Source organism: Citrobacter sp. Igbk 14 (assembly GCF_028069825.1).
Classification (GTDB): domain Bacteria; phylum Pseudomonadota; class Gammaproteobacteria; order Enterobacterales; family Enterobacteriaceae; genus Citrobacter.
Genome location: NZ_JANEWM010000033.1, coordinates 26,400 through 51,239, shown reverse-complemented (window position 1 = coordinate 51,239; position 24,840 = coordinate 26,400). Strand labels below are relative to the sequence as shown.

General features: G+C 47.6%; 20 protein-coding genes and 1 pseudogene. 12 read left to right on the top strand and 9 right to left on the bottom strand.

Annotation, left to right across the window (positions count from 1 at the left end; genetic code table 11):
* The first annotated feature begins 137 nt into the window (after nucleotides 1-137).
* The 4 genes from dpaL (at nucleotide 138) to NNN64_RS14180 (ending at nucleotide 5,595) form a co-directional block, all read left to right on the top strand.
* Entirely contained in the window at nucleotides 138-1,352 is a 1,215-nt protein-coding gene (dpaL, locus tag NNN64_RS14195) for a diaminopropionate ammonia-lyase (protein WP_271441774.1), read from the top strand.
* 32 nt (nucleotides 1,353-1,384) lie between these two features.
* Nucleotides 1,385-2,569 carry a YgeY family selenium metabolism-linked hydrolase gene (locus tag NNN64_RS14190; RefSeq protein ID WP_271441772.1) on the top strand — a complete coding sequence of 395 codons (1,185 nt, stop codon included), beginning with the start codon at nucleotides 1,385-1,387 and terminating at the stop codon, nucleotides 2,567-2,569.
* Nucleotides 2,570-2,637: 68 nt separating this feature from the next.
* Nucleotides 2,638-4,230, top strand: a complete 1,593-nt coding sequence (locus tag NNN64_RS14185; protein WP_137383618.1) for an N-acyl-D-amino-acid deacylase family protein — start codon at nucleotides 2,638-2,640, stop codon at nucleotides 4,228-4,230.
* A gap of 78 nt (nucleotides 4,231-4,308) precedes the next feature.
* Complete coding sequence (locus NNN64_RS14180) at nucleotides 4,309-5,595, top strand: MFS transporter (protein WP_271441771.1); 1,287 nt, start codon at nucleotides 4,309-4,311, stop codon at nucleotides 5,593-5,595.
* 59 nt (nucleotides 5,596-5,654) lie between these two features.
* On the opposite strand, the gene NNN64_RS14175 is transcribed toward NNN64_RS14180, so the two are convergent.
* Both NNN64_RS14175 and NNN64_RS14170 read right to left on the bottom strand, forming a co-directional pair.
* On the bottom strand, nucleotides 5,655-6,794 hold the full coding sequence (locus tag NNN64_RS14175) for a hypothetical protein (protein WP_271441770.1): 1,140 nt from the start codon (nucleotides 6,792-6,794) through the stop codon (nucleotides 5,655-5,657).
* A 576-nt stretch (nucleotides 6,795-7,370) separates the two neighbouring features.
* Nucleotides 7,371-7,829 (bottom strand): GNAT family N-acetyltransferase, encoded by a 459-nt coding sequence (locus NNN64_RS14170; protein WP_137383621.1) that lies wholly within the window; start codon nucleotides 7,827-7,829, stop codon nucleotides 7,371-7,373.
* A 126-nt stretch (nucleotides 7,830-7,955) separates the two neighbouring features.
* Here NNN64_RS14170 and pdxR point away from each other — a divergent pair, with 126 nt between their 5' ends.
* Together pdxR and NNN64_RS14160 are read left to right on the top strand one after the other, a co-directional pair.
* Nucleotides 7,956-9,425 carry a MocR-like pyridoxine biosynthesis transcription factor PdxR gene (gene pdxR, locus NNN64_RS14165; protein ID WP_271441773.1) on the top strand — a complete coding sequence of 490 codons (1,470 nt, stop codon included), beginning with the start codon at nucleotides 7,956-7,958 and terminating at the stop codon, nucleotides 9,423-9,425.
* 236 nt (nucleotides 9,426-9,661) lie between these two features.
* Nucleotides 9,662-10,387: a GNAT family N-acetyltransferase gene (locus NNN64_RS14160; protein ID WP_271441769.1), complete on the top strand. Its 726-nt coding sequence runs from the start codon at nucleotides 9,662-9,664 to the stop codon at nucleotides 10,385-10,387.
* 73 nt (nucleotides 10,388-10,460) lie between these two features.
* Here the strand turns inward: NNN64_RS14160 and NNN64_RS14155 are convergent, their stop codons facing one another.
* The gene (locus tag NNN64_RS14155; protein ID WP_271441768.1) at nucleotides 10,461-12,500 is read right to left on the bottom strand and encodes a DUF262 domain-containing protein; all 2,040 of its coding nucleotides are present in this window, start codon (nucleotides 12,498-12,500) and stop codon (nucleotides 10,461-10,463) included.
* The gene (locus tag NNN64_RS14150; protein ID WP_271441767.1) at nucleotides 12,493-13,911 is read right to left on the bottom strand and encodes a DUF262 domain-containing protein; all 1,419 of its coding nucleotides are present in this window, start codon (nucleotides 13,909-13,911) and stop codon (nucleotides 12,493-12,495) included. The genes NNN64_RS14155 and NNN64_RS14150 overlap by 8 nt, the downstream gene beginning before the upstream one ends.
* Before the next feature lie 23 nt (nucleotides 13,912-13,934).
* Between NNN64_RS14150 and NNN64_RS23370 the strand changes: the two genes are divergently transcribed.
* The gene (locus NNN64_RS23370; protein ID WP_442870705.1) at nucleotides 13,935-14,486 is read left to right on the top strand and encodes a phage polarity suppression protein; all 552 of its coding nucleotides are present in this window, start codon (nucleotides 13,935-13,937) and stop codon (nucleotides 14,484-14,486) included.
* Between the two features lie 450 nt (nucleotides 14,487-14,936).
* Here NNN64_RS23370 and NNN64_RS14140 read toward each other — a convergent pair whose 3' ends face one another.
* Nucleotides 14,937-15,431: an Lrp/AsnC family transcriptional regulator gene (locus NNN64_RS14140; RefSeq protein ID WP_267453886.1), complete on the bottom strand. Its 495-nt coding sequence runs from the start codon at nucleotides 15,429-15,431 to the stop codon at nucleotides 14,937-14,939.
* Nucleotides 15,432-15,564: 133 nt separating this feature from the next.
* Here NNN64_RS14140 and NNN64_RS14135 point away from each other — a divergent pair, with 133 nt between their 5' ends.
* The 4 genes and pseudogenes from NNN64_RS14135 to NNN64_RS14120 all read left to right on the top strand — a co-directional run bounded on the left by NNN64_RS14135 (nucleotide 15,565) and on the right by NNN64_RS14120 (nucleotide 19,657).
* Nucleotides 15,565-16,488, top strand: a complete 924-nt coding sequence (locus NNN64_RS14135; RefSeq protein ID WP_271441766.1) for a DMT family transporter — start codon at nucleotides 15,565-15,567, stop codon at nucleotides 16,486-16,488.
* Nucleotides 16,489-16,737: 249 nt separating this feature from the next.
* Entirely contained in the window at nucleotides 16,738-17,832 is a 1,095-nt protein-coding gene (locus tag NNN64_RS14130; RefSeq protein WP_271441765.1) for an L-dopachrome tautomerase-related protein, read from the top strand.
* Nucleotides 17,833-18,348: 516 nt separating this feature from the next.
* Nucleotides 18,349-18,825, top strand: a pseudogene (locus NNN64_RS14125) (YbhB/YbcL family Raf kinase inhibitor-like protein).
* A gap of 19 nt (nucleotides 18,826-18,844) precedes the next feature.
* On the top strand, nucleotides 18,845-19,657 hold the full coding sequence (locus NNN64_RS14120) for a DoxX family protein (RefSeq protein WP_271441764.1): 813 nt from the start codon (nucleotides 18,845-18,847) through the stop codon (nucleotides 19,655-19,657).
* Between the two features lie 71 nt (nucleotides 19,658-19,728).
* On the opposite strand, the gene NNN64_RS14115 is transcribed toward NNN64_RS14120, so the two are convergent.
* From NNN64_RS14115 to NNN64_RS14100, 4 genes are all read right to left on the bottom strand, one after another.
* Entirely contained in the window at nucleotides 19,729-20,508 is a 780-nt protein-coding gene (locus NNN64_RS14115; RefSeq protein WP_267447003.1) for a glycine betaine ABC transporter substrate-binding protein, read from the bottom strand.
* Nucleotides 20,509-21,025: 517 nt separating this feature from the next.
* On the bottom strand, nucleotides 21,026-21,424 hold the full coding sequence (locus NNN64_RS14110) for a VOC family protein (RefSeq protein ID WP_267429143.1): 399 nt from the start codon (nucleotides 21,422-21,424) through the stop codon (nucleotides 21,026-21,028).
* Nucleotides 21,424-22,602 (bottom strand): MFS transporter, encoded by a 1,179-nt coding sequence (locus NNN64_RS14105; RefSeq protein WP_267453888.1) that lies wholly within the window; start codon nucleotides 22,600-22,602, stop codon nucleotides 21,424-21,426. Before NNN64_RS14105 ends, NNN64_RS14110 begins: the two co-directional genes overlap by 1 nt.
* A 117-nt stretch (nucleotides 22,603-22,719) precedes the next feature.
* Nucleotides 22,720-23,631, bottom strand: a complete 912-nt coding sequence (locus NNN64_RS14100) for a LysR family transcriptional regulator (RefSeq protein ID WP_271441763.1) — start codon at nucleotides 23,629-23,631, stop codon at nucleotides 22,720-22,722.
* Nucleotides 23,632-23,732: 101 nt separating this feature from the next.
* Here NNN64_RS14100 and NNN64_RS14095 point away from each other — a divergent pair, with 101 nt between their 5' ends.
* Nucleotides 23,733-24,839 (top strand): alkene reductase, encoded by a 1,107-nt coding sequence (locus tag NNN64_RS14095; RefSeq protein ID WP_267446999.1) that lies wholly within the window; start codon nucleotides 23,733-23,735, stop codon nucleotides 24,837-24,839.
* The last annotated feature ends 1 nt before the right edge of the window (nucleotide 24,840 follow it).

Genomic DNA, 24,840 nt, shown 5'->3' with positions numbered 1-24,840 from the left:
ATTAAATTATTTCTAAGCATTTCCTCATTTTCTAAAAAACTGGTAAGCATTTTGCTCTTATGGATTACCGATAGCGTAAATAACTCTGTATTACACCGATTACAGGGAATGAATTACCAGGACAATGAGGTTTTATGATGCAGAAAAACTTATCATTTTTTATCAACCAGACGCCGTTTACCGAACACCCTAACGCACCGCTGGCACCCTTTAGTCGCCAGGAACTGGTAAAAGCGTTGAATTTTCATCGGTCTATTCCGGGATATGCTCCGACGCCGCTGTATACGCTGCCATCACTTTCTCAAAAACTGGGCGTAAAAAATATTTACCTCAAAGATGAGTCTCAGCGTTTTGGCCTGAAAGCGTTCAAAGCGCTGGGCGGCGCCTACGCGATGGCATGCCATATCGCGGAATTAGTGGGGAAGGATATCAGCGAATTACCGTTTGATGTCATGACCAGTGAAGCAGTACGCCATGACCTGAAGACCGTGACATTTGCCACCACCACCGACGGTAATCACGGGCGCGGAGTGGCGTGGATGGCACGCCAGTTAAAGCAAAATGCGGTGGTTTACATGCCGAAAGGGTCTTCACAGCAGCGGCTGGCATCAATCCGCAATGAAGGCGCTACCGCTGAAATCGTGGATATGAACTATGACGATGCCGTGCGCATGACCGCGGATCAGGCGCAAAAGTATGGCTGGATCGTTGTCCAGGACACGGCCTGGGAAGGGTACGAAAAGATCCCACTGTGGATTATGCAGGGCTACGGCACGCTGATGCTGGAGGCGATTGATCAGCTCCATCAGGTTGCTCCGACGCATGTTTTCGTCCAGGCCGGTGTGGGGTCATTTGCGGGAATGGTACAGGGGATGGTGACGGCCGCGTGGGGCGAAAATCGTCCGAAAGTGATCGTCGCTGAAGCGCTAATTGCTGACTGTCTCTATCGTTCAGCCCGTGCAAAAGAGGGGGATGCTGTTGCGGTAGGCGGCGATTTACAGACCGTGATGGCAGGTCTGGCCTGCGGTGAGGCAAACAGCATTGGCTGGAAGTTACTGCGTGATTATGCCACTGCATTTGCTTCCTGCCCTGATGAAATCGCAGCGCTGGGGATGCGTATGTTGGGTAACCCGCTGGCGGGCGACCCACACATTATTTCAGGTGAATCTGGGGCCGTCACGACAGGTCTTCTGGCGCTGTTGATGACCTCCCCGGATTTGGCCCAAACCCGTGAGCAACTGGGTCTGGATGAGCATTCCCGCGTGTTGCTGATCAGTACCGAAGGTGATACCGACCCGCAACAATATTTGGATATTGTCTGGGGCGGTCAGTACCCGGGCATCAATAAATAATTTCCTGATTGAGAGCATTAACGGAGAAACCCATGTTATCTGCAACCCGTATTGAAGAAGTTATTAAAAATTGTCAGGCGCTGATCCAGCAAAAAAGCTATTCCGGTCAGGAAGGGGACGTGGTAGATGCCATAAAAACAATGATGCAGCATTACCAGTTCGACGACATCCATGTTGATAAGTACGGCAATATCGTCGGCGGTATTGTGGGAAATAAGCCGGGGAAAACGCTGGTTCTGGATGGGCATATCGATACTGTGCCGGTGAACGAAGAGAAGTGGACCCGCAACCCGTACGGCGGTGATATTGACGATGGCAAAATTTATGGCCGTGGCACCACCGATATGAAAGGTGCTGTTGCTGCGATGATCTCCGCCGTAGGCTTTTTTGGCCAGGATAATCAGCGTAATTTCGCCGGGAAAATTTACGTCGCCTGTATCGTTCATGAAGAATGTTTTGAAGGCATTGCCGCTCGTCTGGTCAGTGAGCGCTATAAGCCTGATTACGTCATCATTGGCGAAGCTTCTGAACTGAATCTGAAAATCGGTCAGCGTGGTCGTGCCGAAATTGTGGTTGAAACCTTTGGTAAGCCAGCACACTCCGCCAACCCGCAGGCAGGAATTAACGCGGTGTACAAAATGGCGCAGTTGATCGACAAAATTCGCACCATCACTCCGCCAACCCACCCGGTGCTTGGGCCCGGTATCCTGGAACTGACAGACATTAAATCGTCGCCATACCCAGGTGCATCAGTGGTACCGGATTACTGCCGCGCCACCTACGACCGCCGCTTGCTGGTGGGCGAAACCAAAGAAAGCGTTATTGCGCCACTGGAAAATGCACTTGCGGAGCTAACCGCCCAGGACCCGCAGTTCAAAGCCCGCGTCTCTTACGCCGTTGGCAAGGAGTCTTGCTATACCGGAGCCACCATTGAGGGTGAGCGTTTCTTCCCAGGCTGGGTTTATGACGAGTCCGACGAGTTCGTGCAGGCCGCTCTGGCGGGCGTTCGCGAAGCGGGTTTCTCGCCAACGATTACTCAGTACTCATTTTGCACTAACGGCAGCCACTACGCGGGGGAAGCGGGGATCAAAACCATCGGGTTTGGGCCGTCGCGTGAAAACCTGGCGCATACCATCGACGAGTATATCGAGATCGATCAGTTGACCGGCTCGGCCAGCGGCTATTACAGCATCATCCAGACACTCTATTGCCGTTAAAAAATAAAGATAAAGACCTCTTACCTTACAGGTGGTGCTGCTTCGCGGCACCGCAACGGAGAATAACGATGAAAACCATTTTTAAAAACGGAAATGTGATTGATGGAACGGGGAATCCCGGCCGAATTGCCGATGTAATGGTTGATGAAGGGCATATTGTCGAAATTGGTCAAATTGATGTGGGCGTTAATGAACAGGTTATTGATGCAACAGGGAAAATTATTTGTCCGGGATTTATTGATACTCACACACACTCTGACCTGTCAGCCATTATTAATCCTGCGCTGTCAGCGAAAATCCGCCAGGGCATTACCACCGAGTTGCTGGGGCAGGATGGTGTAGCGCTGGCACCATTGCCGGAGGAATATATTCCGGCATGGCGTAAAAATATTGCCGGACTGGACGGCGACACCGACAAAATTGACTGGAAATATAAAAACACGGACGGCTATCTCAACCTGTTGGCATCCCGGCATCCGGCGACAAACCTGGCGTATCTGGTGCCACACGGTAACGTACGCATGGAAGCGATGGGCCTGGATGGACGCCCTTCCACACGTGAAGATGTGGCGAAGATGTGTGAAGTCCTTGAGCGTGAGCTAAAAGCCGGCGCGTTTGGTCTTTCTACTGGGCTTATCTATATGCCGTGTGCTTTTGGTGATACCGCTGAAATGATTGAGTTGTGCAAGGTCACGGCGAAATATGACGGGATCTTTGTTGTGCACCAGCGCAGCGAGGCTGACGATATTATCAGTTCCACGCAGGAACTGATCGATATCGCCAAAGCCACCGGCGTTTGGTTGCATATTTCACATATGAAAGTCTGTGGGAAGAAAAACTGGGGGCTGATTGACCAGATGCTGGGCATGCTGGAGCAGGCCCAGGAAGAGGGGATCCGTATTTCTTACGACCAGTATCCGTACGTGGCGGGAAGCACCATGCTCGGCGTGATCCTGCCACCGTGGGTCCACTCCGGCGGGACGGACAAATTACTTGAGCGTCTGGCCTCGCCGGAATTGCGCGCCAAAATGATAGAGGATATCCAGCAGGGCATTCCTGGTTGGGATAACTTCATTGATTTTGCAGGCCTGGACCAGATTTTTGTCACCAGCGTCAAGACAGAGAAAAATCAGGATGCAGTTGGTCTGAACCTTGTTCAACTGGGGGAATTGCGCGGTAAAGATCCGTACAACGCCACCTTCGATCTGTTGTTTGAAGAAGAAAACGCCGTTGGCATGGTCGATTTCTACGGTACTGAAGAGCACGTTATTAAGTTTCTCTGCCGGCCGGAACAGAACGTGTGCACGGACGGACTGATGGGCGCGGGTAAACCACATCCACGTGTGTTTGGCGCCTTCCCGCGGGTGCTGGGTAAATACGTGCGTGAAGAAGGATGCCTGAGTTGGGAAGCGGCAATCCGCAAGATGACAGGCAAACCCGCTGAAGTGTTGGGTCTGCAGGATCGCGGATTACTGAAGGTAGGGTATGCGGCGGATATTGTGATGTTCGATCCTAATACTATTGCGGATAAGGGGACATTTGTTGAACCTAATCAGTATCCGGAAGGGATTGAAATTGTGATGGTTAATGGACGCATTGCCTTAATTAATGGCACGGAAAGTTATGCCTGTAGCGGTACTGTTATCAGAAAACAATATTAATAAATAACGCTAAACACGCATTGATCTATCGCGACCATTTTTGGCCGCGGTAGATCACTACACCCCAAGGACATCACAATGAACCTACAAACATCTTTACCTTCAGGTAAACCTAAGACCTGGAAAGCAAGATATACCGTCCTGACGTTAATCTGGCTGGCGTGGCTACTCTCGTTCCTCGACAGAATGGTCATGAGCGTGTCGTTGCCTTATATCGGCAAAGATTTAAATCTTGATACAACCCAACAAGGTTTAATTATTAGCGCCTTTTTCATTGGTTACGCCGCGTTCCAAATCCCCGGTGGTTTACTGGCGGATAAGTTTGGCTCACGTAAAATTATGGCCATTGGTATTGCCTGGTGGTCTGTCTTCACCAGCTTAACCGGTGCGGTATTAACGCTGCCGTTGATGCTGGCTGTTCGCTTCTTCTTCGGTATTGGCGAAGGGTGCTTCCCGTCGGCTTCCTGGAAAATGATTTCCACCTATTTTCCTTCGAAAGAGCGCGGTCGGGCTACAGCAATTCAGTCAACGGTAAATACCTTAGGCCCCGCACTGGCGGTGGTGGTCGCTGCAAGTATTATCGGAGCGTTTGGCTGGCACATGGTCTTTATTGTGCTGGGGATCCCGGGCCTGTTTATTGCTGCGGGTATCTACTTATTTACGCGTGACAACCCGAAAGATCACCCTGCAATTACGCAACAGGATCTGGCCGATTTAGCTGCTGACGATCAGGGGAGCCTGCAAAACACGAGCGCTATCGCGTTTAAAGACGTGCTCAGGATGCCGGTGCTCTGGCAGATGGCCAGTATCTGGTTCTTGTTTGATATCACCTTCTGGGGGTTTTCAACCTGGTTGCCAAGCTATCTGATCACCGTTCGTGAATTCTCACTGGCGAAGACGGGGGTGATGGCGGCAATTCCGTTCCTGTTTGGTGCGGGTGGGACATTAATCGGCGGATATTGCTCAGATAAATTCAAACCGATGCGCAAAACGTTGTATGTCGTGACGTCGGTTATTGCGGCGGGCTTCCTGTATCTGACTTTCAGCGTGAGTAGCGCGGATATGGCGGTGGTTTATCAGTGTATCTCTGCGTTGTTTATGTTCTTTGCCATGGCGACATTTTGGGGCATTTTAATGGATACCATCCCCAGCAATATCATGGGGCGGGCTTCCGGTATCGTTAACTTTGGCGGTCAGATGGCGGGGGTAGTTTCTGCGCCGATTATTGGCTGGCTAATCCAAAGCAGCGGCGGAAGTTACAACAGCGCGTTTATCTTTATGATCGCCGCACTGTTATGTTCCGCCGTGGTGACGTTGACCGTAAAAGGTTCACATGCCGTAGGTGCAATACCTAGTAAAGCCTGATTAGTATCAAACGCCTGTGGCTCTGCTGTTCCAGAGTCACAGGATTTATCGTTATGCTGTTAAATTAAACCTTTAATCGTTCTCTCTAAGGAAAACAATAGCGGATTTTTTAAACTGCAAAAATAAGATGTCTTACTGTTTATTTCACCCAGATCGGGATAGGTGCGTATAACATTGTTATTAGGGAAACAATTTGTATAAACGTCAAGGTGATTTAAAACCTCGGCATTTAATGGCCTGGCTCTTTTATATACCTCTTTGGTGAATGAGCTGCATTTAGAGCAATTGCATTGGCACTCGGTATTTTCAGGGGTAATGATGAAGTCATCATTGTTGATAGTAAAGCCTAGCTTTTCTCGTCTGCTATAGGCGTCCATTATTCCTTTGGCTTCATGCTTGAGTAGTATACCGACGCGTTCACTCCGCTTTAAATAGGGTGTTAATATATAACTCAACAATAAAATAGTCCGTTCATTCATGGTTGGGTATTGATTGAGATAGCTCATTTGCCTGGTCTTGATAATAAAATAGGATGCAATGACAAAGCCAAGGCAACGGGATGTTTTTGCCAGCAGATCCCTGTTTTGTTTTTGCCGGCTATCTGCATAGGCTAATGGTATGAGCGTGTTTTCGAAGGCTAAAAAATCGGCAATAAATTCCATCGTTCTGATGTAGGGAAACAGATTTCCGTTATGCTTACTCAACTCATGCTGGCGGCAGGTGAGATGAACCAGTTCATGGAAAAAAATGAAGTTCATAAAAGATTTTGCTGTGTTAAGTGATATATCTGCTGATTTTATGTCAACTCTATTGGCGATAATACAAAGAGCCGTATCAGCTAATGCGGTGTGTTTAAATATGGTCGTTAAGTCGAGGCTGATGTTTAAATTGTAGATGCCAGCCACAATAATGACCCATGAATAAAATCTTCGATTGACTGCAACATAAGCAATTTCATCTTTAATATTGATCTGGACCAATGGTTCATTCTCGTAAACGAACCCCCAAACTGTCTTCCTGACAGGGACCAGCGAGTCCTTTCCTGGCCAAACATCAAGGATTAAATCGAGTTCAGTAAAAGAATACCAGGTGATATCGGTATCAATATCTGCAGGTGAACACCAGGACTGATAAGGCCATGAGTCGGGCATAATATCAGGGAAAACAACATTGTGTAATGACTCTCGTATTTGATTCATTTTACTCTACACCATCAATCAAATGCTTCGCTTACGACCAGAAGGGCAGCGTAAGTTGCTATTCCGGCACCCTATTTTTCTCCTTTGTGTGTGAAAGTGATGCTTTTAACGTTGGGGGAAATATCCTGCCTGGTTACGCTATTATTTTACTACCCAGTTCCTCAAGCACCTCCTGATCGCCAGTGAGTCAAATTGTTATCACCCAAAAGTATGAGAAAGTATATTTACTGATATATTAACTCATGCCGCACCGATGCAACCCGGCGGGGTGTTCAGAGGTCGCTCCGGCAATATAGAGATGTAGAAATAAGTGTAGGGCAATTTTATGTAGAAATAAAACGCATGGGCAATAAGATATGTGCAGTATGTTGAAAAGTAATGTTTTTATTGATGGATAATTTAGAATATATACGAATATGTCACTTCCCAGCGTAGCGGGTATTTGGCCTCGGAAATCGGACAATTTCAGATTCTGCGGCTTTGCGAAACACAGCCGCAGACGATGTGTTGAAAAATTAAGGTACATTAGGGGGGATGTTTACAGAAAACTACCCGATTTAATGGGTGTTATCTATTTTACATACGATACTCGATCATCCCACTCTTGCTGGCAACCCAGTCATAAAGGCGCTGACCGCGGAGGTTTGTTTCATGTGTGTGCCAGTATAATCTTGAAGCATGGCGCTTGCGGGCGTGCTTTTGAACATACTCGATAAGCTGCTTGCCGATGTGTTTGCCCCGGGTTTCTTCACTAACAAATAAGTCCTCCAGATAGCAATAATCAGACTCCGCCCATGTTGAGCGATGAAAGAGATAATGCACCAGACCGACAATTTTACCGTCAGATTTTGCGACAGCACAAAAAACAGGCTCCACAGGATTGAGAAAACGACCCCAGGTTAATTGTGTGACCTTGTCTGAAATTTCAGTACGATAAAAAATCTGGTAATTTATCCAAAGCGGTAGCCAGCCCGCGTAGTCTTGCTGGGTGACGGGTTCGATGGTAATCGGCGCAGTTGTGTTTGGGTTACTCATAGGTCTCCTGATAATTTTAGTCAGAGTGGTTTTCTATGGCGGTTATCCTAAATATTGCTTAAGCCACCGCAAAGAGACACTTTGCATATATTTCCAGGATCCACTTTTAACGTAAGAGCGAGTGCAATGAAAAAAAATAGTGCACCTTTATTTCAGGAACTTTTTTTAGAGCAAGGCGTTATTAAGGAACAGGTGTACCATGCGCTACGCAACGCAATTGTAGAAGGCCGTCTGCCGCCAGGGACAAAGATACCTTCAACCCGGGGACTGTCCGAGATGATGTCAATTTCACGGAACTCGGTAATTGCGGGTTATGACCGACTGTTAGACGAAGGGTATATTCAGACGCGTAAAGGCGCTGGAACCTTTGTCACGCCAAGTCTTCCTGACCGCAGCATCAGCGGTCTCTATCCTGAAGCGCTGCAAGGCGGTGAACTGCCCGCTGATGGGCAGCTAAATGCGGATATCGTATCCGTTCGTGGATTATGGTCTGGCGATGTTGAAGGGCGTGAAATGAACCGTCTGTTCGCCGTCGGTGTGGGCTGTACCGATCTCTTTCCTCATTCATTATGGGGCAAGTTACTGGGGCGAGTCTGGAGACAATCCCGGCATCAACTCGGATCTCATACCAGCCCCTGCGGTTTTTATCCCTTACGGAAAGCAATTTGTCACTACGTGAAAACGACGCGAGGGGTTAACTGCAGTGAAGATCAGATCATTATCGTCAACGGTATTCAGCAGGCGTTAAATATTACTGCCCGAGCGTTGCTTACGAAAGGAAATGACGTTTGGCTGGACGACCCTGGTTATAAAGGCGCGCGCGGGGTATTTATGTCAACAGGGGCAATGGTGAGACCTGTACCAGTGGATAGCGAAGGAATGAATGTTCAATACGGCATCGATCATTTCCCTCATGCGAAACTGGCCTATGTTGTTCCTTCCGATCAGTACCCACTTAGCGGGACCCTCAGTTTATCCCGACGACTTGAGCTACTGGAATGGGCTCGGGTTAACCGGGCATGGATATTTGAAGATGATTACAATAGTGAATTTCGTTATGCCGCACGTTCTTTGCAAGCCTTGCAGGGATTAGATCAGCATCAGCGGGTAATATATTCAGGGACATTTTCAAAAATGATGTACCCAGAATTTCGTTTAGGTTTTTTAGTTGTCCCGCCAGGATTAAAAGAACAGTTTATCGTGACAAAATATTTCTCCGATATTGGCTCCAGTTATCTTGAGCAGGCGGTACTGGCGAGTTTTATTGAAGAAGGACATTACGCCAGCCATGTGCGACGGGTTCGTAAGGCATGCTACGAGCGGCGAACGGCGTTGGTTAATGCTATTCAATGCTATCTTGCCGATAAAATGACCGTCCAGCCTTCTGATTCTGGGGTGCATATTGTCTGCTGGTTGCATGACGGGTTGACTGGCGATGGGGTCGAACAGAAAGCCAGAATGCTGGGGATGGGGATTCAATCATTGAGTCATTATTATCATGGGGATATCTCCCGGCAGGGGATTTTGATCGGTTTTGCGAATCACCCGCCAGAGGTTATTGTTGAGGGTATTCGTCGTCTTGCCCATGCCATGTAACATCGCTTTGATGCTGATAGCGATGCGCGTAATAATGTCATTAATGGCAGTATTTCTTATTTCCACAACAGTTGCATGATCGGTATTTTTTAATTGTGGATAAGCAATACGGTGCTGGAGTTGGGTATAGCATTGTCATGTGGATCTGTTAAAAACATCTATTGTGGTTCTTTTTACCCCGTCAGATGTCTCTTATTCTGCTGTCATTTGACACTCTATTATGAGAGGTAAATAGCATGTCATCCACGTTTAATGAATTCCAGCAACCCGTTGGTTTAGGGTTACCGGACTGGCAAGGTGCGCGACTTCCCACGGCTCAGCACATCACCGGTCGTTATTGCAAACTTGAGCGTATTAACGTCGAACGCCACGCAAAGGCGCTTTATGACGCCTATTGCGATACGCCTGACTCTCGCGACTGGACCTATCTCGCGTCAGGGCCATTCACGACCTTTGATTCTTTCTTAAGCTATTTAACGACGATTGCGGCGCAGACCGACCCCATGCATTTTGCCGTAATCGATTTGGCCAGTATGCAGGCTGTCGGCACGCTGGCACTTATGCGCATTGATACATCGAATGGCGTAATAGAAGTGGGTTGGGTGACCTATTCATCACGCATGAAACGTTCGCGGGTTTCAACGGAGGTCATGTCGCTGCTGTTAGATTATGTTTTTGTGGTGCTGGGGTATCGTCGCGTTGAATGGAAATGTGATGCGCTTAATGCGCCTTCTCGTGCGGCAGCCACGCGCTTTGGTTTTACTTTTGAAGGCATATTCCGTCAGGCTGTTGTCGTACACCAGCGTAATCGGGACACCGCATGGTATTCAATCATTGATAGTGAATATCCGGCGCTACGCGAAGCGTTCACTCTTTGGCTTGATGAGCGTAATTTTGATAGCGCAGGGCAACAGATTAAGCGCCTGGCAACATTGATAAATAATGAAAGCATGACGCCATAGATGCCCGCTCCGCCATAATACGCCGACAACGTTATATCCGCTCGCGACACCTTGCCGGGAGCGGTTTACTGCATTAATACATCTCTTCCACTTCTTCGGCCAGCAGCGCTACCATCTCTTTACCATGACTGATAATCTCCTCCTCACCCCACTGCTTATTGCGCTTCATCAACTCGAGCATCGCCAGAAGTTTCAGACTGTCGATCTCTTTACGAGCCAGGCTGGCTTCAAAATGCTCTCTCTTTTGCTGGGGTTGGAAATTACTTAGCCGCGAGTTTTTACTGTGGCTAATCAGGCAGAGATTCCCAAAAGCATGTAACTGATCTTCATCCATTCTGGGATGGCCATCTATAGGGTGCTGTGGATAAAAATGTTCCACCGAGCTTCGGAAGGTAAACTCAAAACGGCGGGCAATATCATTATTCGTGTTTTGTTTTTTCCACAGTAGATAGTCAAGATAGTTAAAAACAAAGTTATTTTCGATAGTCCCGAATCGTAATTTAGCGTTGATAGCCTGCGACCAACGTTTGTCACAGATGATCTCTGGAAGAACATCATCATCACCAAAAATCATATTGTAATATGATGCAGCTTCATCCTGGGATAAAAATCTCATAAAGACAAAGCGGCGAGCCATGTTCTCAAGATAAGCCAGGTAGTCTCCAGCATCAATTTCATCTTCCGGGCTGTGCTCATCAAACAAATATGTTAGCGCACCATTGAGCCAGTGTTTATAAACCAGTGTTGGTGTTGAGACATGGAAAGCTGATAGTAACATCAGGACCTGGCGGTTTATATCCTCAAACTCTCCCTCGTTATTATCAAAGGTATTAATATAACCTACACTTTGGGGCGAGTATTGATATAAGCGTTTCAGGCTCCATCCGTCTGTGCCCTGAGTGAATTCTCGTTTAATAATATAGCGATCAAAAAGATATTTGCATTTCAGTAAACTATAAATGAAAGCTTTTGCCGCGGCGATTGGCTTTTCCTGCTTCAGCAGGCGTGACTCAAATTGCTCAACGAGTTGCTTGTCATCAAGTGGCACTCCCTCAGTTGTACCTGGGTCTCTGCTGACAAGACGGAGTACATGAAGAAGGAAATTTGAAAAATTTATCACGCTGTTAAAACGCTCTGAGCCTGCGCTGTCTTCCTCTTGCTGGAGAGTACTATCCAGACGAGTGTCACACAATATTTCTTCCAGAGTTTGCCCCTGGCGTTGATGTTGTGCTTCTGTGGCGTCGGTATCTGGAAATGAGCCCGCTTGATCCAGCAATTCAACCAAATTGGAGAAACTGGTTGGATTAAATTGATGTATATGCTTTTTGCCAAACAGTTGTTGACGTTCTTTTGGCGTAAAACCGTATTGGACGTAACGTTCCATATTCGAACATGCGTCCCATACTCTGGCCAGAGTATCAAGACTTTTGTGTCGCTCTTTGGTATTCCTAATCCCATTCAGGACATTCATCAGACGCGCTTTGACGATTTCGTGTTTTTCGAGTTGTTCGCCGCGATTGTTCATCGCCTCAAAAAAATGATTAAGATCGGTATCTGCTGGCACTTCGATGCGAGAAATCTGCACGTGATTGAACAGATACTTGCAAAACACCTTCAACGCGCGGCCTTTAAGCTGAAGCTCAGCCAACGCTTTGCCGATCATTTCGTAACCTCTGATCAAACCTTCGTTGTAATCGTCACCGCGCATATGTTGCACATCTACGCCTTGCCATAACTTTTCGAAGGTGAGGGTAGAGACAGGGCGACTTTCGAAAGTGAGATTGAGTTTTTGATACCACTGCATATCAACAGATTTATCTGCGTGGCATTTCAGCCAGTTAGCAAGTAGGGAGAGCGTTGTAAAGCGTTGTTGCCCGTCAATAACTTCATAGCAGTCATCCCCCCGGGAAAACACCACTAATGTACCGATGTAATAAGTCTGCGGATGCCTGGCGGAAGCGGATTTTTTCTGATAATCCAGCACATCCTGTAAAAGCTGAGTGATTTCGCCCTGGCCCCAGGCGTAATTACGCTGGTACATTGGAATCAAATATTTTGCGCGGTCGCTAAGTAAATCGTTTATAAAAAAAGGCCGTACGTGGGAATTACTCATAATATCTCATCTTCCTGAATAGCATGATTAGCTCATCTTCAGTTCCATTGCGATTATTTTTATTATCCTGGATGCCGAGCGTGCGCAGGGGGAAAGCATGTAGATCTTTGGGGTGGCGTGCATCACGGATAGTACGTAGTAGGTTGTTATGTAGCACATAGTTATCGACGGTAGCTAATTGAACCACCTGCTGACCGATACGGCAGGTATATGCCCAGATAAAGCATTTTTCTATCGCCAAAGACAGTTCCTGAGTCCCGAATTTATCAATATAAAAAATCAGTGCGCAATCGAACATCGCCCGGACATAGCGATCGCCAGTGCGGGTGCGCCTGACATAGCTGTTCAGGGTGTATAGAATATTACTTGCGCAGGGTTCCAGCACCTCATTCAATAGCGTAATTGGCTTATTCTCATCAGCATCTTTTTCTCTGTTGATAATAACAGCGACCTGCTTTTGATAATGTTCGGCCATTTCAAAGAAACGGCGGCCATTGATGATCATCTGATCCAGACTGAAGGGGAAACTTAGGCTCTGACCGTCAATTTTGCGTTGGTATTGACTGTTGTAATCATCGACATAGTGGTGGGCGATCCGCAATGAACTCACATACGGGAAATGCGCGATCTGAGAAATATTGATCCCTTTAAACAGGTCAACTTCACCTTTGCCAAAGAAGCGGGCTGATTTACCCTCTGCCCACTGACGAACCCGGAACAGGTAATTGGCAAAGAGCGTTGCCAGCCTTTCGCTAGGCATCCTCTCCCAGTGAGCGACGGCTTCAGCTTTTAGCCCAGCTTCATCAGAGGAAAACTCACGTAAGTGGAAGGCTTTAAGTAGATCGTGGGGAGCCAGATCTTTACCGCGTGCATTTTGTGAATCGAAGAACTGAAATGCTTCTGAAACTTCATTCAACACGAAAGTGACAACTTCGCAGCGGTTCAGCATAAAGTCGATAAGTTCTTCGCTGAACTCGGTGCGTTCAACAAGCCTGAGTAACTCCAGGTAATTACGTCGAAGATTGGCTTGTGAATCCAGACTGGCAAAACGCTGACGTGCCATAAAAGCATCGACATCAGGTTTGAGTTTGGTAAGTTGCTCGACCAGGTCTTTGCGTTTGAGGTTGTGCAGGCGAGTTTCTGTCAATGCTTTGACTGCCAGCATTAAGGTCAGGGTTCGTTGTTGACCATCAACAATATCCAGCCACGTTTTTTCTTCTTCCAGGTGCTTATGGAAAACAACGGAACCTAGTCGATAGGCCGTTTTATCGCGGTGCGATCCCAGATCGGCAAAAAGGTCAGCTATATTTTTGCTATTCCAGCGATAAGGGCGCTGGTAACTCGGAATCGCTAATTGCTTAACAGAAAGTAATTGACGAATGGATATGACCTGTTTATCAAGCTGCTCCATCATGCCTCCTGCATGAATTTAAAATGGAGAACAGCTTTTTATTGTCCATGAAACATTCTATTAATGCAATCAATGATGTTCTAACTTATTGTTATTGCTTGACTAAAGCTAAATTTTCATGGTTCGCGGTTTTTTGTTTATTATTAAATTCACTAAGAACTTTACCATTATTTTGGGATGTTATGATTATTATCTATTGTGCCATGTGGTTTTCATTTTTTGTGGATATGTATATTAAAATCGAATGTATTCATTCTATTTTATTCGCCCAATTGAATGGCAGCAAGCAGATGGTATGTTGTTCTAACCACAATTTTTGTGGGGCTAAGGTTAAACCGAACAGAGACAAAACGTCCTCAGCTTATGCCAGGGGCTTTTCACCGGTGTTTGGTGGGCAGGCCGACTTTGAATGGGAATATTGCGAACAGTTCATTGCCGGTGACGAACCGAGCCAGCGCAGAATGCAGGGTTTGCGCAACAGTATCGACGTGACAAAATGGGAGATTAATCAGGCCGCCGTTCGCTATCGCTATATCCGCTCACATGAGGCGGTGCACAATTTTCTCTGGATTTAGCTGGATGTTCTCGGGCTGTAACGGGCACAAAAAAGCCCGCAGGGCTTGCGCCGTGCGGGCTCTTAGGACTTCATCGGATGACTCTGGTAATCACCGATGGCTGGCGGCAGTGTGGTTGGTGGGGAAGGTGATTGAGTTTGTTGGGGATTTTGGTTTTTTACGTTGAAAGGAGGGGGCAAAAGGGGATGATGATATCGATATGGAAAAAGTGTTATATGTTTGATTTTTAATATTATATTTTTGACTGAATTGTGCGTTTTGACTGATGCTTTCAGGACAAATCGTAGGCTTGTCGTTTGCACCTGGACTGTTTGTGGGCCCGTTTCAGAGTTCTCTGCCTGGAAGGGGCTCATTAAGTCGGTAAGGCCAATTATTACATCAATATTTCCCTGTAAGGAGAGAATCCATTGATGCTTTTACTGGTTAATCGCAGGATGATAATACCTGGTATTAGTACTTTTTTTTCAGATGTCGGGTAGGCAGTACGGTTGTATATTTCACCTGATTCAGCGCGAAGCTGGAACGAATACTCGCGACGCCTTCAATTTGTGTCAAACATTCCATAATCAGCACCTGGTATTTTTGTAAATCTTCCACCACTACCCTTAGCAGGAAGTCTGCTTCTCCGGTCATCAGGTAGCACTCCATGATTTCCTCGCGATCGCTTATCGCTTCAGTAAACTTTTGCAGTGAAGTTTTATCCTGCTGGCGCAGGGAGACATGCACGAACACATTGACCGCTAACCCCAACTTCAGAGGATCCACCAGCATGACCGAGCCCCTGATAACATGATTCTCTTTCATCTCTGCCACACGACGCCAGCAGGGGGATACTGACAGGCCGACTTTTTCAGCCAGTTCCGTGTTACTGATATCCGCGTTATGTTGCAGGATATCGAGAATACGTAGGCTAACTTCATCAAGTTGAACAGGATTAGTGGACATAATTTTCCTAAAATAATAGCTACGTGGAAATATTTATTCTTATTTTTGCCATTTAACGGTCAATATAGAACTAATCTACCCTGATAAAGAAATTAACATGGTACGGTCGTTTCTGCTATCAGGAGTCCGTCTTATGTCCATACAAAATTGTGAAAGTGCGAGCGTTTGCCACTCATCTACGACGAAAATGCATACGCTGGGCTGGCTTGCGGTGATGGTTGTCCTGTGGGGAACCAGTTGGCCGGTTACGCGTCAGGCTCTGGATAGCGTTCCGCCACTTTGGCTGGCGACATTACGTTTTACAACGGCCGGAATTTGTTTGTTTGCTTTTGTGGCTTTCAGGGGGAAACTCCGCTTACCGGTTGGTCAGGACTGGCCTGTTATCCTTAGTGTTGGGATTCTGCAAATGATGTTGTTTACCGGATTGGGGATGATTGCGATGCAATATACGGACACCAGTCGCGCGGTTTTGTTGGCTTATACCACGCCGTTATGGAGTATATTGTTGACGGCTATTATGCTGAGAGTTCGCCCGGGTCGTGGGCAGTTGCTGGCATTAATGGCCGGACTCTCCGGGGTGGCGCTGATTTGTTCGCCATCGGAGATGCGCTGGGATCATTACAGCCTCTTAGCGGCGTTGTTATTACTGATTTGTGCAATGGCCTGGTCAATTGTGATTTATCATGTCCGCCATCATCGTTGGGTCTCCACACCGCTGCAACTTGCGCCCTGGCAGATGTTAATCGCGTCGGTTTTATTGGGGATTGTCGCCGTGCTGTTCGAGCGCCCAGTGTCTGATATTCACATCACACATGGCTTACTGTGGCAGTTACTGTTTATTGGTCCCGTCGCAACCTCTTTCTGTTTCGTGATCTCTTCTGAATATGGTCGACGTATTACTACGTTTGCCATGTCCAACTTTACCCTTGGCGTACCGATTATTGGTGCGCTTGCCTCCGCCTTGTGGCTGCAAAATCAATTATCACCTTTATTTATTAGCGGGCTGATACTTATTTGCCTTGGCGTTTTTTTCACTGCATTAAGCAGTCGTCAATAAAGAGAATAACAGGCATCGTTCCTACCAGGAACGGTAATGAAAATGGCGTTAATCCTCAGGGGGATTTTCGTTTTTTGAGTATAACACCTGTCTCTGTTACAAGGTTTTTCTTCCCTACAGACCTGTTTACCATGGCACAGGACAATAATTACATATCTGTTGCTCAATGCAGTGGAAGTCGATTTCTATTGACTGTGTTTTAAGCGCTGTCTGTGCCCATGATGTGTTTACCTGATTATGGAGAATGAAATGAATAAGAAAACGTTAATCGCCAGCTTATTATCTGTACTGATATTTAATTCAACGACTGCATTTGCAGAGACACAGTTTAAAAAAGGTGACCTGGAAGTTGTTGCTGCACTGAATATTCGGCCGGGAAATGTCACCGTCTCTGATGATGGCCGCGTATTTGCAACGGTACACCCTTTGGATCGCCCCTCACGCTGGCGTCTGATTGAGATCACAGGCAAAGAGACCTGGAAAGCTTGGCCCGATGACTCCTGGCAAAAAAACGAAGGCCAAAGTTTATCTCATCAAATTGATACACCATTAGGTATTACACGCGACGCGCAAAATCGTTTATGGCTGGTAGATATGGGTCTAAACTCTGGCAAAACCCGTATAATTAGCTTTGACATAAAAAGTGGTAAGCACCTGATGACCATCGAACTGGATGACACTATCGCGCCTCGTGGTAGTTTTATTCAGGATTTGGTTGTTGATGCACGCGGTGGGTGGATCTATCTGGCAGATATCAGTAATCCTGGACTGATTACCGTTAATATCGCCAGTAAAAAAGCCAGCCGTTTTTCCGGCCATCCTGCATTGCAAAGTGAAAGATCGGCGGTGATGCATATTGATGGTCAGGATACTCTGTTTAATGGCAAGCCAGCTTCGGTTGGCGTGAATCCAATAACACTTTCCGCAGATGGTAAAACCTTATTTTTTGGCGCAATGAACGGTACCACCTGGTATGAAATTGATACTGAGTACCTGCAGAAGGCTGATGATAAAGCCATTGCTCAACATATTCGGACTGCAGGTACAAAACCGGTTTCAGATGGTGCCGCTATTTCTGCGCAGGGCAGGCATTACTTTACTAATCTGAATAATAACGGTGTTGATATGATGGATAGTAAAGGGAAATTGATCCCGCTGGTGCGCTCAGCGTTGCTTGACTGGCCTGACAGCGTGCAATTTGGCGATCAACACTGGCTGTATATTTCGGCTAACCAACTGCATCGAAGCGCTGCGTTTACTGGTGCTGGCGATAAAGGTGAGCCCCCCTATCGTATTCTGCGTGTATGGACAGACGATACACAACCGTTCACATCCAGTCAGTGAATCGTAACAGGCTGGCCGGCACCTGATACTGAGATAATATGATGGATACTCCTCATTTTACGATGCCATAGAACCTGGCTGGATTGTGGCAACACATCCCGAAAAATGAGGAGCATCAGCATGAAGGTATCAACTCCTTGTATTGACCATGCAAAAGTATCCTCTTTTGCCGGAGCTAGTCTCTGCTGGCTGGCTGAACATATTCAGATAATTGAAGCGCAGATTAAACAAGTCGAAGATCTATTAACCTCCTGTTGTTACAGTACAGTTTTTCGCAAACATAAAAACAAGACTTAAATCACATAACTTACTTTGCATTATTCATGTTGCGTGAATTATCCATTCAGTATTGATTGATAACCAAAAACGAACCGCAGTGTTATAAATTAAATGTATTTACCAATGCCCACTTCATATTTCAGCATGGAGGATATATGCATTTAAAGAAAAAAAATTATAATACTGCCGCTTGTCCTGTTATCGGGTTTATCAACTGCCACCGGTTACGCAGCGAGCATGTCTCTTAATAGCGCAGAAGTGAAAGAAGGTGAAAATATAGCTGTTGATTTACTGGCAAATGATTTCGGTTGTACAGGAAAAAATATCCAGCCAGCCCTGGCATGGCAGTCTGCCCCCGAAAATACACGCAGTTTTGCTATCACTTTTTATGATAAAGATGCGGATACGGGGAGTGGGTTCTGGCACTGGATGATGATTGATATTCCTTCATCCCGTCATCATCTGGCAAGAAATGAAATACCGCAGGGAGCATGAGTACAAGCTAATGACACTGGTAACAGCCGTTTTCTTGGTCCCTGCCCACCGGCCGGAGAAGTCCACTCGTATATTTACACTCTGCATGCGCTTGATGTTGAAAAACTGGAGGCCCCGGTAAACTCTACAGCCCCCTTGACCGGTTATTTTATTAACAAGCATTCTCTTGCTAAAGCCACACTAACGCTTCGGGTGTTCAGGACAACTCAGACAAAATAACCTGTTAAAAGGTAAAAAAATGAAAGCGAAAATTTATTATTTGACTTTTATTACAGGGATGATCTCCTTCATCGTCTCAGTTAGCTATCTGAATAACTATGACGGAACATGGTCTGCCATAACGATGGCATTATTCTCATTATTGATCCCGCTGACTACACTTTTATGGCGTAAAAACCGCCTTATCAGCTTTATGCTGACGCTTTTTTTTACGCTGATAGTGGTCAGAAATGCCGATCAGCATGACTGGTCGCGCGTGGGATGGTTAACATCTATGACGTTTATTCCACTACTGATCCAGGCTGTCATAATTTTTCGCGATGGGATTCATCAGTACAATAACCAGGAAGTTGCACTCTCTTTTTTAAGAATGTTTGTTGGATTTAATTTCCTGACACACTGCACGGAAAAATTATTTGTATCATATCATGATGCCGGTCTCGTGAGCTTTTTCCAGAATGTTGTGGGCATGCACACATTTGGCACAGTGCTCAGTGCAAATATGGCATCAGGTATGATTATTCTGGGGGGGCTGGCTGAATTTACTTCAGCTGTTTTAATTGGCTTTGGTTTACTCACCCGGGCAGGTGCTTTCATTGCCGCGATATACCTTATTGCCGCAGAAGTGATGAGTGGACATTTTGGTATTGGTTATACCTGGATGATGTCCGGTGGGGGATGGGAATTCCCGTTCTTTTATTTTATGGTCATTATCCCGTTTTTGTTGCCTGATACCGCCGGACGATTATCACTGGATCAGGAATGGAAAACGGCCTTCCATCCGGCCTTATCTCCTTTCTCGGGTGTAAACACGCGTTTAAAAGACTTCTGATTACGGACAATCGTAAGCGGTAAACAACATGAACCTGTCGTTGTTTACCGTTTCATTATGCAACCAGGCTATCAAATCCGGGAATGACGTTGATACCAGGATTCAACCGCCTGTCGTGGCGTTTTATTCTCTCTGCAAATGAGATAATCCAGTTCGCTGATTGCGTCATTACCTGGAGATAAAGCTTTCAACTCCGCCAGTAACGGGGGTTCAAAATCTCCGATAACCGACCGGGATACAATCAGCGTGGCCTCATCCTGTCCGCCAAGTAATCCTTTTGGCTCTTCTAATGCCCGAATGGTGTATCGGTAATGCAGGAACTGCGGATGCCACAAGGGAACAACGATCCAGCGCTGATCGCTGACAGCCTGTTCAAAATTGCTGTAGCACGCAGCTTCACTGCCATTTTCAAAATAATAACCGGAATGGGTAAGTTGATATTCCTCGACCATAGTACGAGAAAAACGGCTGATTCCTGCCCCCGGATTAATACCCAGGATCCTTTTTTCCATTTTCAACAGGACATCAGGTCTGAGTAAGTCTTCAACAGAGGCCACATCGCTGGGGGAGATATAATCAGGGACTCCCCATATACAGTAAGGATGATACAGGACTGTTAATTTAACCGTATTATCCCGATAAGGGGCCAGATAGACATCGTGGCTGGCAGGGAGCCAGGCTGAAACCAGCATGTCCACTTCTCCTTTCCCATAGCGCTTAAACATCTCTTCATGAGGGCTGGCGGTCATTTCAACCTGCCAGCCATATTTTTCAAATACAGTACAAACCAGCGCTGCACTGGCAGCATGGAAACTTAAATCAATATGACCGATACGAAGTGTTTTTTTCATGCTTGTCCTCAAAGGAATATAGTCGGATAAAAAAAACGCTATGCTGTATTAGCCATAGCGTAAAAGTAACATTTCTGTTACTACGTCGAACTTTAATACCGGGGCGCGGCTGAATAATATTTTTTGTAGAGTATGCGGACTCATAGGAACCATCCCCAACAGAGAACATCCGCTCTTGTCTTTCTTAATGTGTAGAACTCAATATAAATATCACAGAAGTGATGACTGTTAATTTATAGCAAGAGCAGGCTCTCTTATTAATACCGTTAAAAGCTCAGGTTATAAAGTAGCGCAAATCGAACCGTTTAAAAATAATGACTTAACATTAAGACTTATCTCTCAAAAGTGAAAATAACCGGGATAACTGGCCTCAGATTTGCCCATTATCCCTGCATGGTGATATTTAAATTCGATAACCTGCCATACTGCCTGACAATAGATACCGCCATAAACCAGATGCTGACAACAAAGTGACATGCGTACAGACCCGAACCGCTTCAGAAAATAGCATTGTCCATCATGCTGACTCCGGTACAGGTTCACTGAACACCGCTTCAACTAACTGCCCTCCGGGTGCTCGTATAAAAACTCGCCGCTCCTGAATATCAGCCAGGTCCATCAGAGAATAATGTATCCCAAGACCCTGGAGCTTTTCCCGAAAGGCTGTGTAGCCTTCAAGATGAAATGCCACATGGTCAATGCTTTCTTTTAACGCCGTAGCGGGTAACGGGTGCCCTTCGTCGCCCGCAGGAATAATATGCACCAGAGGTTTGTCCTGCGCATAGAGCCAGTAACCGGGAATGCGGTTGCTGATAAGGCCGGGGCGCGCCCCGGGCAGTAAATTAAAGACTGAGATAAAAAAGTCTCGTGTGGCGTCCATGTCACTGCTTCGGAATGTCGCGTGATCGATGTACATTATGACCTCGCTGCCTGAATGTTCAGGCGGGTGTGGCGGCGGTTGAACAGTACATACGCAATGCCGGCAAGCGGTATCAGCGTGGCTACCCAGGGAATACCGGCCGCACCGAAGGTACTGTCAACAGTCAGTCCGCCAATAATCCCTCCCAGGGCATTCGCCAGGTTGAATGCCGAAATATTGGCAGTACCTGCCAGCTCTGGTGCGGCACTGCCGTGTTTCATCACGTTCATCTGCAGCGGCGGAACATTGCCAAAAGAAGCAATGCCAAACAGGAACGTCGCCACCATAAACAGCCAGTAATGACTGCTGACCAGGCCAACAACAATCAGGGATACCACCATCAGCACTGGCCATAAAAGCTGCGCCTGACGCAGATTGCGGTCAGCGGTGATACCGCCAATATGGTTGCCTGCCACCAGGCCAATACCCACCACAAACAGCAGGGCGGTCAGCGCCCCGACACTGTAGCCAGCGACCTGCTCAGCCAGCGGTGCAATATATCCGTACAGGGTCATGAAACCGGTCCAGCTCAGGACGGTAATCGCCAGGCTTGCCAGCAGGGGACCATGGCGAAACACAGCCAGTTGCTGACGGATACTTTTACCTTCCTCAATGGGCTGGCGATGAATGGTGGATATGATGGCAATCAGCGCCACCGCGCCCAGGGCTGCGACCGCGTAAAACGTCACATTCCAGCCGAAGATATTGCCAATCCATGACCCAAACGGCACCCCCAGAACGTTCGCCAGCGTCAGTCCGGCAAACATCTGACCGACTGCCCGGCCTGCCAGGTTTTCTGCCACCAGTCGCGTAGCCACCACCGCGCCGATGCCGTAAAACGGCCCCTGTACCAGTCCTGCCAGTACCCTGCTGACCAGCAGCACCGGATAACTGGTCGCTAAGGCACTGACAAGGTTGGCGGCAATAAACAGCACCATCAGCCCGGCCAGGACATTACGTTTTTCAAAACGGGCGAGCCACAGCGTCAGCACAGGTCCGCCGATAACAATCGCCATAGCATAAGCAGTGATAACGTTTCCCGCCTGGCCGTCGGTGATATTGAGGGCGTGCGCCATGGTGGTTAATAACCCGGCGACCACAAACTCAGCGGTGCCGATAGCAAAAGCGGATAAGGTCAGTATCCAGACCTGTAATGGAATACGTTGCGGTTTCATAAGTGACTCTGGCAGATGAATGATGGGATTCATTCTCGGACACGGAGCTACATTTGATAATGGCAGTAAAACAGAATGGATTATTTCATTTTAATGAATAAACCGGTGACCACTGCGTTATTCATTATCCAGCCAGTGAATAAAGAACTCGCTGAACGCCGTCACCTGCAGGGGCTGAAATCGCCTCTGCGGGTAGACAAACTGGAGACCCACCTGTTTTTTATCATTCCGGCTGAAGCCAATAAAGGTATCGGCAAATAACACGGTGAGCCGGCCTTGTTCGACATCTCGCTTCACATCCCACCATGATTTGCTGGCGATACCCGCACCTGCCAGTACCCACTGACGTAACAGCGCGCCATCATCACATACCATGGCCGGTGTAACCCGCACCACAGAGGGCACATCATGCTCTTCAAAGCGCCACTCGTTCATCAGCGTGCCACGCTGCTCCATCACCAGGCAACGATGCCCGTGAAGTTCATCCGGATGCACAGGTGCCCCGTGTGTTTCAAGGTAGTCTTTTGACGCGACAAGTACCCGATGATTGGGGCGGATAAATTTTGTGACCAGATTGCTGTCCGGGAGGTTGCCGAAGCGCACGCTCATGTCCAGACGGTTAGCAATCAAATCCACCACGCTTTCACTCAGATAGACAGAGCTTCTGACTTCAGGATACAGGCGGGAAAAATCGAGCAGTGCGGCTGAAAGATACTGCCGACCAAAATCTGAGGGGGCTGAAATACGCAGGCTGCCGCTGACTATCCCGTCTTTCTGTGCCAGTTTCGACTCTGCCTGCGCCACTTCCTCCATCACGCGAAGTGCGGCGTGGTAAAAATCCTCACCTGCACGTGTCAGTGCAATTGCACGGGTGGAGCGATTAAACAGCCGGGTCTGATAGCGTTCTTCCAGCGCCTTTAACCGTGCCGTCATGGTGGCAGGTGAAAGATTCATCCGCCTCCCTGCGGCAGCCAGTCCACCGGCTTCAACGACTTCCACCAGTAACGTCATGTCTTCAAACTTACCCATTATTCCAATTTCCTGAATAGATAATCAGTCATCACTGCCATTATCAAAGCGACTCGCAGGACGTAAAGTCAAGCACAATCAACCGTTCCGGAGAACAGAACATGCCTCAACACACACTTTTCGAGACCACATCTGTTGGTACACACACACTTAAAAACCGTATTGTGATGGCTCCTATGACCCGGGCCCGTACCGCGCAGCCAGGCAATGTTCCTACCGCGCTGATGGCGGAATATTATCAGCAACGCGCCAGCGCTGGTCTTATCATCACTGAAGCAACGCAGATTTCAGCCCAGGGGCAAGGGTATTCCTGGACGCCAGGGATTCATTCAGCTGAGCAGGTGACAGGATGGCGTCTGGTAACGGAGGCTGTCCATTGCACGGGCGGCACTATTTTTTCACAGCTGTGGCATGTGGGGCGTATGTCCCATGAAAGTTTTCACCCGGACGGTAAACCGGTGGCTCCCTCTGCGCTTTCACCTGATGCAAAGGTGTGGGTAGTAAACCAGGAGGGCGTCGGTGAAATGGTCGATTGTCCGGTGCCGCGTGAGCTGACCCGTGACGATATTCAGCAGGTGATTGCGGATTACCGTCAGGCGGCCATTAATGCGATGGAAGCCGGATTTGATGGCGTGGAAGTCCACGGTGGTAACGGGTACCTGATTGACCAGTTCCTGCGTCGCTCCTCGAACAAACGTACTGATGAATACGGTGGCAGCCTGGCAAACCGCGTGCGTTTTGCTCAGGAAGTACTGGAAGCCATCAGCGAAGCCATTGGTCCGGAGCGTACCGGTATTCGCCTGGCCCCGTTTATCACCCAGCGCGGCATGGATGACCCACAGGCGATTGAGGCGATTCTGGTGCTGGCTGCCTGGTGCGAAACAAAGGGTATCGCCTTTATCCATCTGGCAGAAGCCGACTGGGATGATGCGCCGCAGGTCCCTTATGAGTTCCGTGAAACCCTGCGGGCGACCTTCAGCGGCACGATTGTTGTGGCAGGAAATTACACCCGGGAAAAAGCGGAAAAACTGCTGGCTGCGGGAATTGTGGACCTGGTCGCTTTCGGCCGTCCGTTTATCGCCAACCCGGACTTTCCTCACCGTCTGAAAGAAAATCTGCCGCTGGCTGCGATGGGTAACCCGGCAACATTGTTTGGCGGTAGTGAAGTGGGTTATACCGATTATCCCTCCCTGACAACCGAGGTCTGAG

Coding starts and splice junctions, on each gene's coding strand:
- NNN64_RS14135 (WP_271441766.1), top strand. CDS start 15,565: ATGTCCATACAAAATTGTGAAAGTGCGAGCGTTTGCCACTCATCTACG.
- NNN64_RS14175 (WP_271441770.1), bottom strand. CDS start 6,794: ATGAATCAAATACGAGAGTCATTACACAATGTTGTTTTCCCTGATATT.
- NNN64_RS14100 (WP_271441763.1), bottom strand. CDS start 23,631: ATGGGTAAGTTTGAAGACATGACGTTACTGGTGGAAGTCGTTGAAGCC.
- NNN64_RS14140 (WP_267453886.1), bottom strand. CDS start 15,431: ATGTCCACTAATCCTGTTCAACTTGATGAAGTTAGCCTACGTATTCTC.
- NNN64_RS14180 (WP_271441771.1), top strand. CDS start 4,309: ATGAACCTACAAACATCTTTACCTTCAGGTAAACCTAAGACCTGGAAA.
- NNN64_RS14150 (WP_271441767.1), bottom strand. CDS start 13,911: ATGGAGCAGCTTGATAAACAGGTCATATCCATTCGTCAATTACTTTCT.
- NNN64_RS14110 (WP_267429143.1), bottom strand. CDS start 21,424: ATGTACATCGATCACGCGACATTCCGAAGCAGTGACATGGACGCCACA.
- NNN64_RS14120 (WP_271441764.1), top strand. CDS start 18,845: ATGAAAGCGAAAATTTATTATTTGACTTTTATTACAGGGATGATCTCC.
- NNN64_RS14095 (WP_267446999.1), top strand. CDS start 23,733: ATGCCTCAACACACACTTTTCGAGACCACATCTGTTGGTACACACACA.
- NNN64_RS14170 (WP_137383621.1), bottom strand. CDS start 7,829: ATGAGTAACCCAAACACAACTGCGCCGATTACCATCGAACCCGTCACC.
- NNN64_RS14155 (WP_271441768.1), bottom strand. CDS start 12,500: ATGAGTAATTCCCACGTACGGCCTTTTTTTATAAACGATTTACTTAGC.
- NNN64_RS14190 (WP_271441772.1), top strand. CDS start 1,385: ATGTTATCTGCAACCCGTATTGAAGAAGTTATTAAAAATTGTCAGGCG.
- NNN64_RS14115 (WP_267447003.1), bottom strand. CDS start 20,508: ATGAAAAAAACACTTCGTATCGGTCATATTGATTTAAGTTTCCATGCT.
- NNN64_RS23370 (WP_442870705.1), top strand. CDS start 13,935: ATGGAGAACAGCTTTTTATTGTCCATGAAACATTCTATTAATGCAATC.
- NNN64_RS14185 (WP_137383618.1), top strand. CDS start 2,638: ATGAAAACCATTTTTAAAAACGGAAATGTGATTGATGGAACGGGGAAT.
- NNN64_RS14105 (WP_267453888.1), bottom strand. CDS start 22,602: ATGAAACCGCAACGTATTCCATTACAGGTCTGGATACTGACCTTATCC.
- pdxR (WP_271441773.1), top strand. CDS start 7,956: ATGAAAAAAAATAGTGCACCTTTATTTCAGGAACTTTTTTTAGAGCAA.
- dpaL (WP_271441774.1), top strand. CDS start 138: ATGCAGAAAAACTTATCATTTTTTATCAACCAGACGCCGTTTACCGAA.
- NNN64_RS14130 (WP_271441765.1), top strand. CDS start 16,738: ATGAATAAGAAAACGTTAATCGCCAGCTTATTATCTGTACTGATATTT.
- NNN64_RS14160 (WP_271441769.1), top strand. CDS start 9,662: ATGTCATCCACGTTTAATGAATTCCAGCAACCCGTTGGTTTAGGGTTA.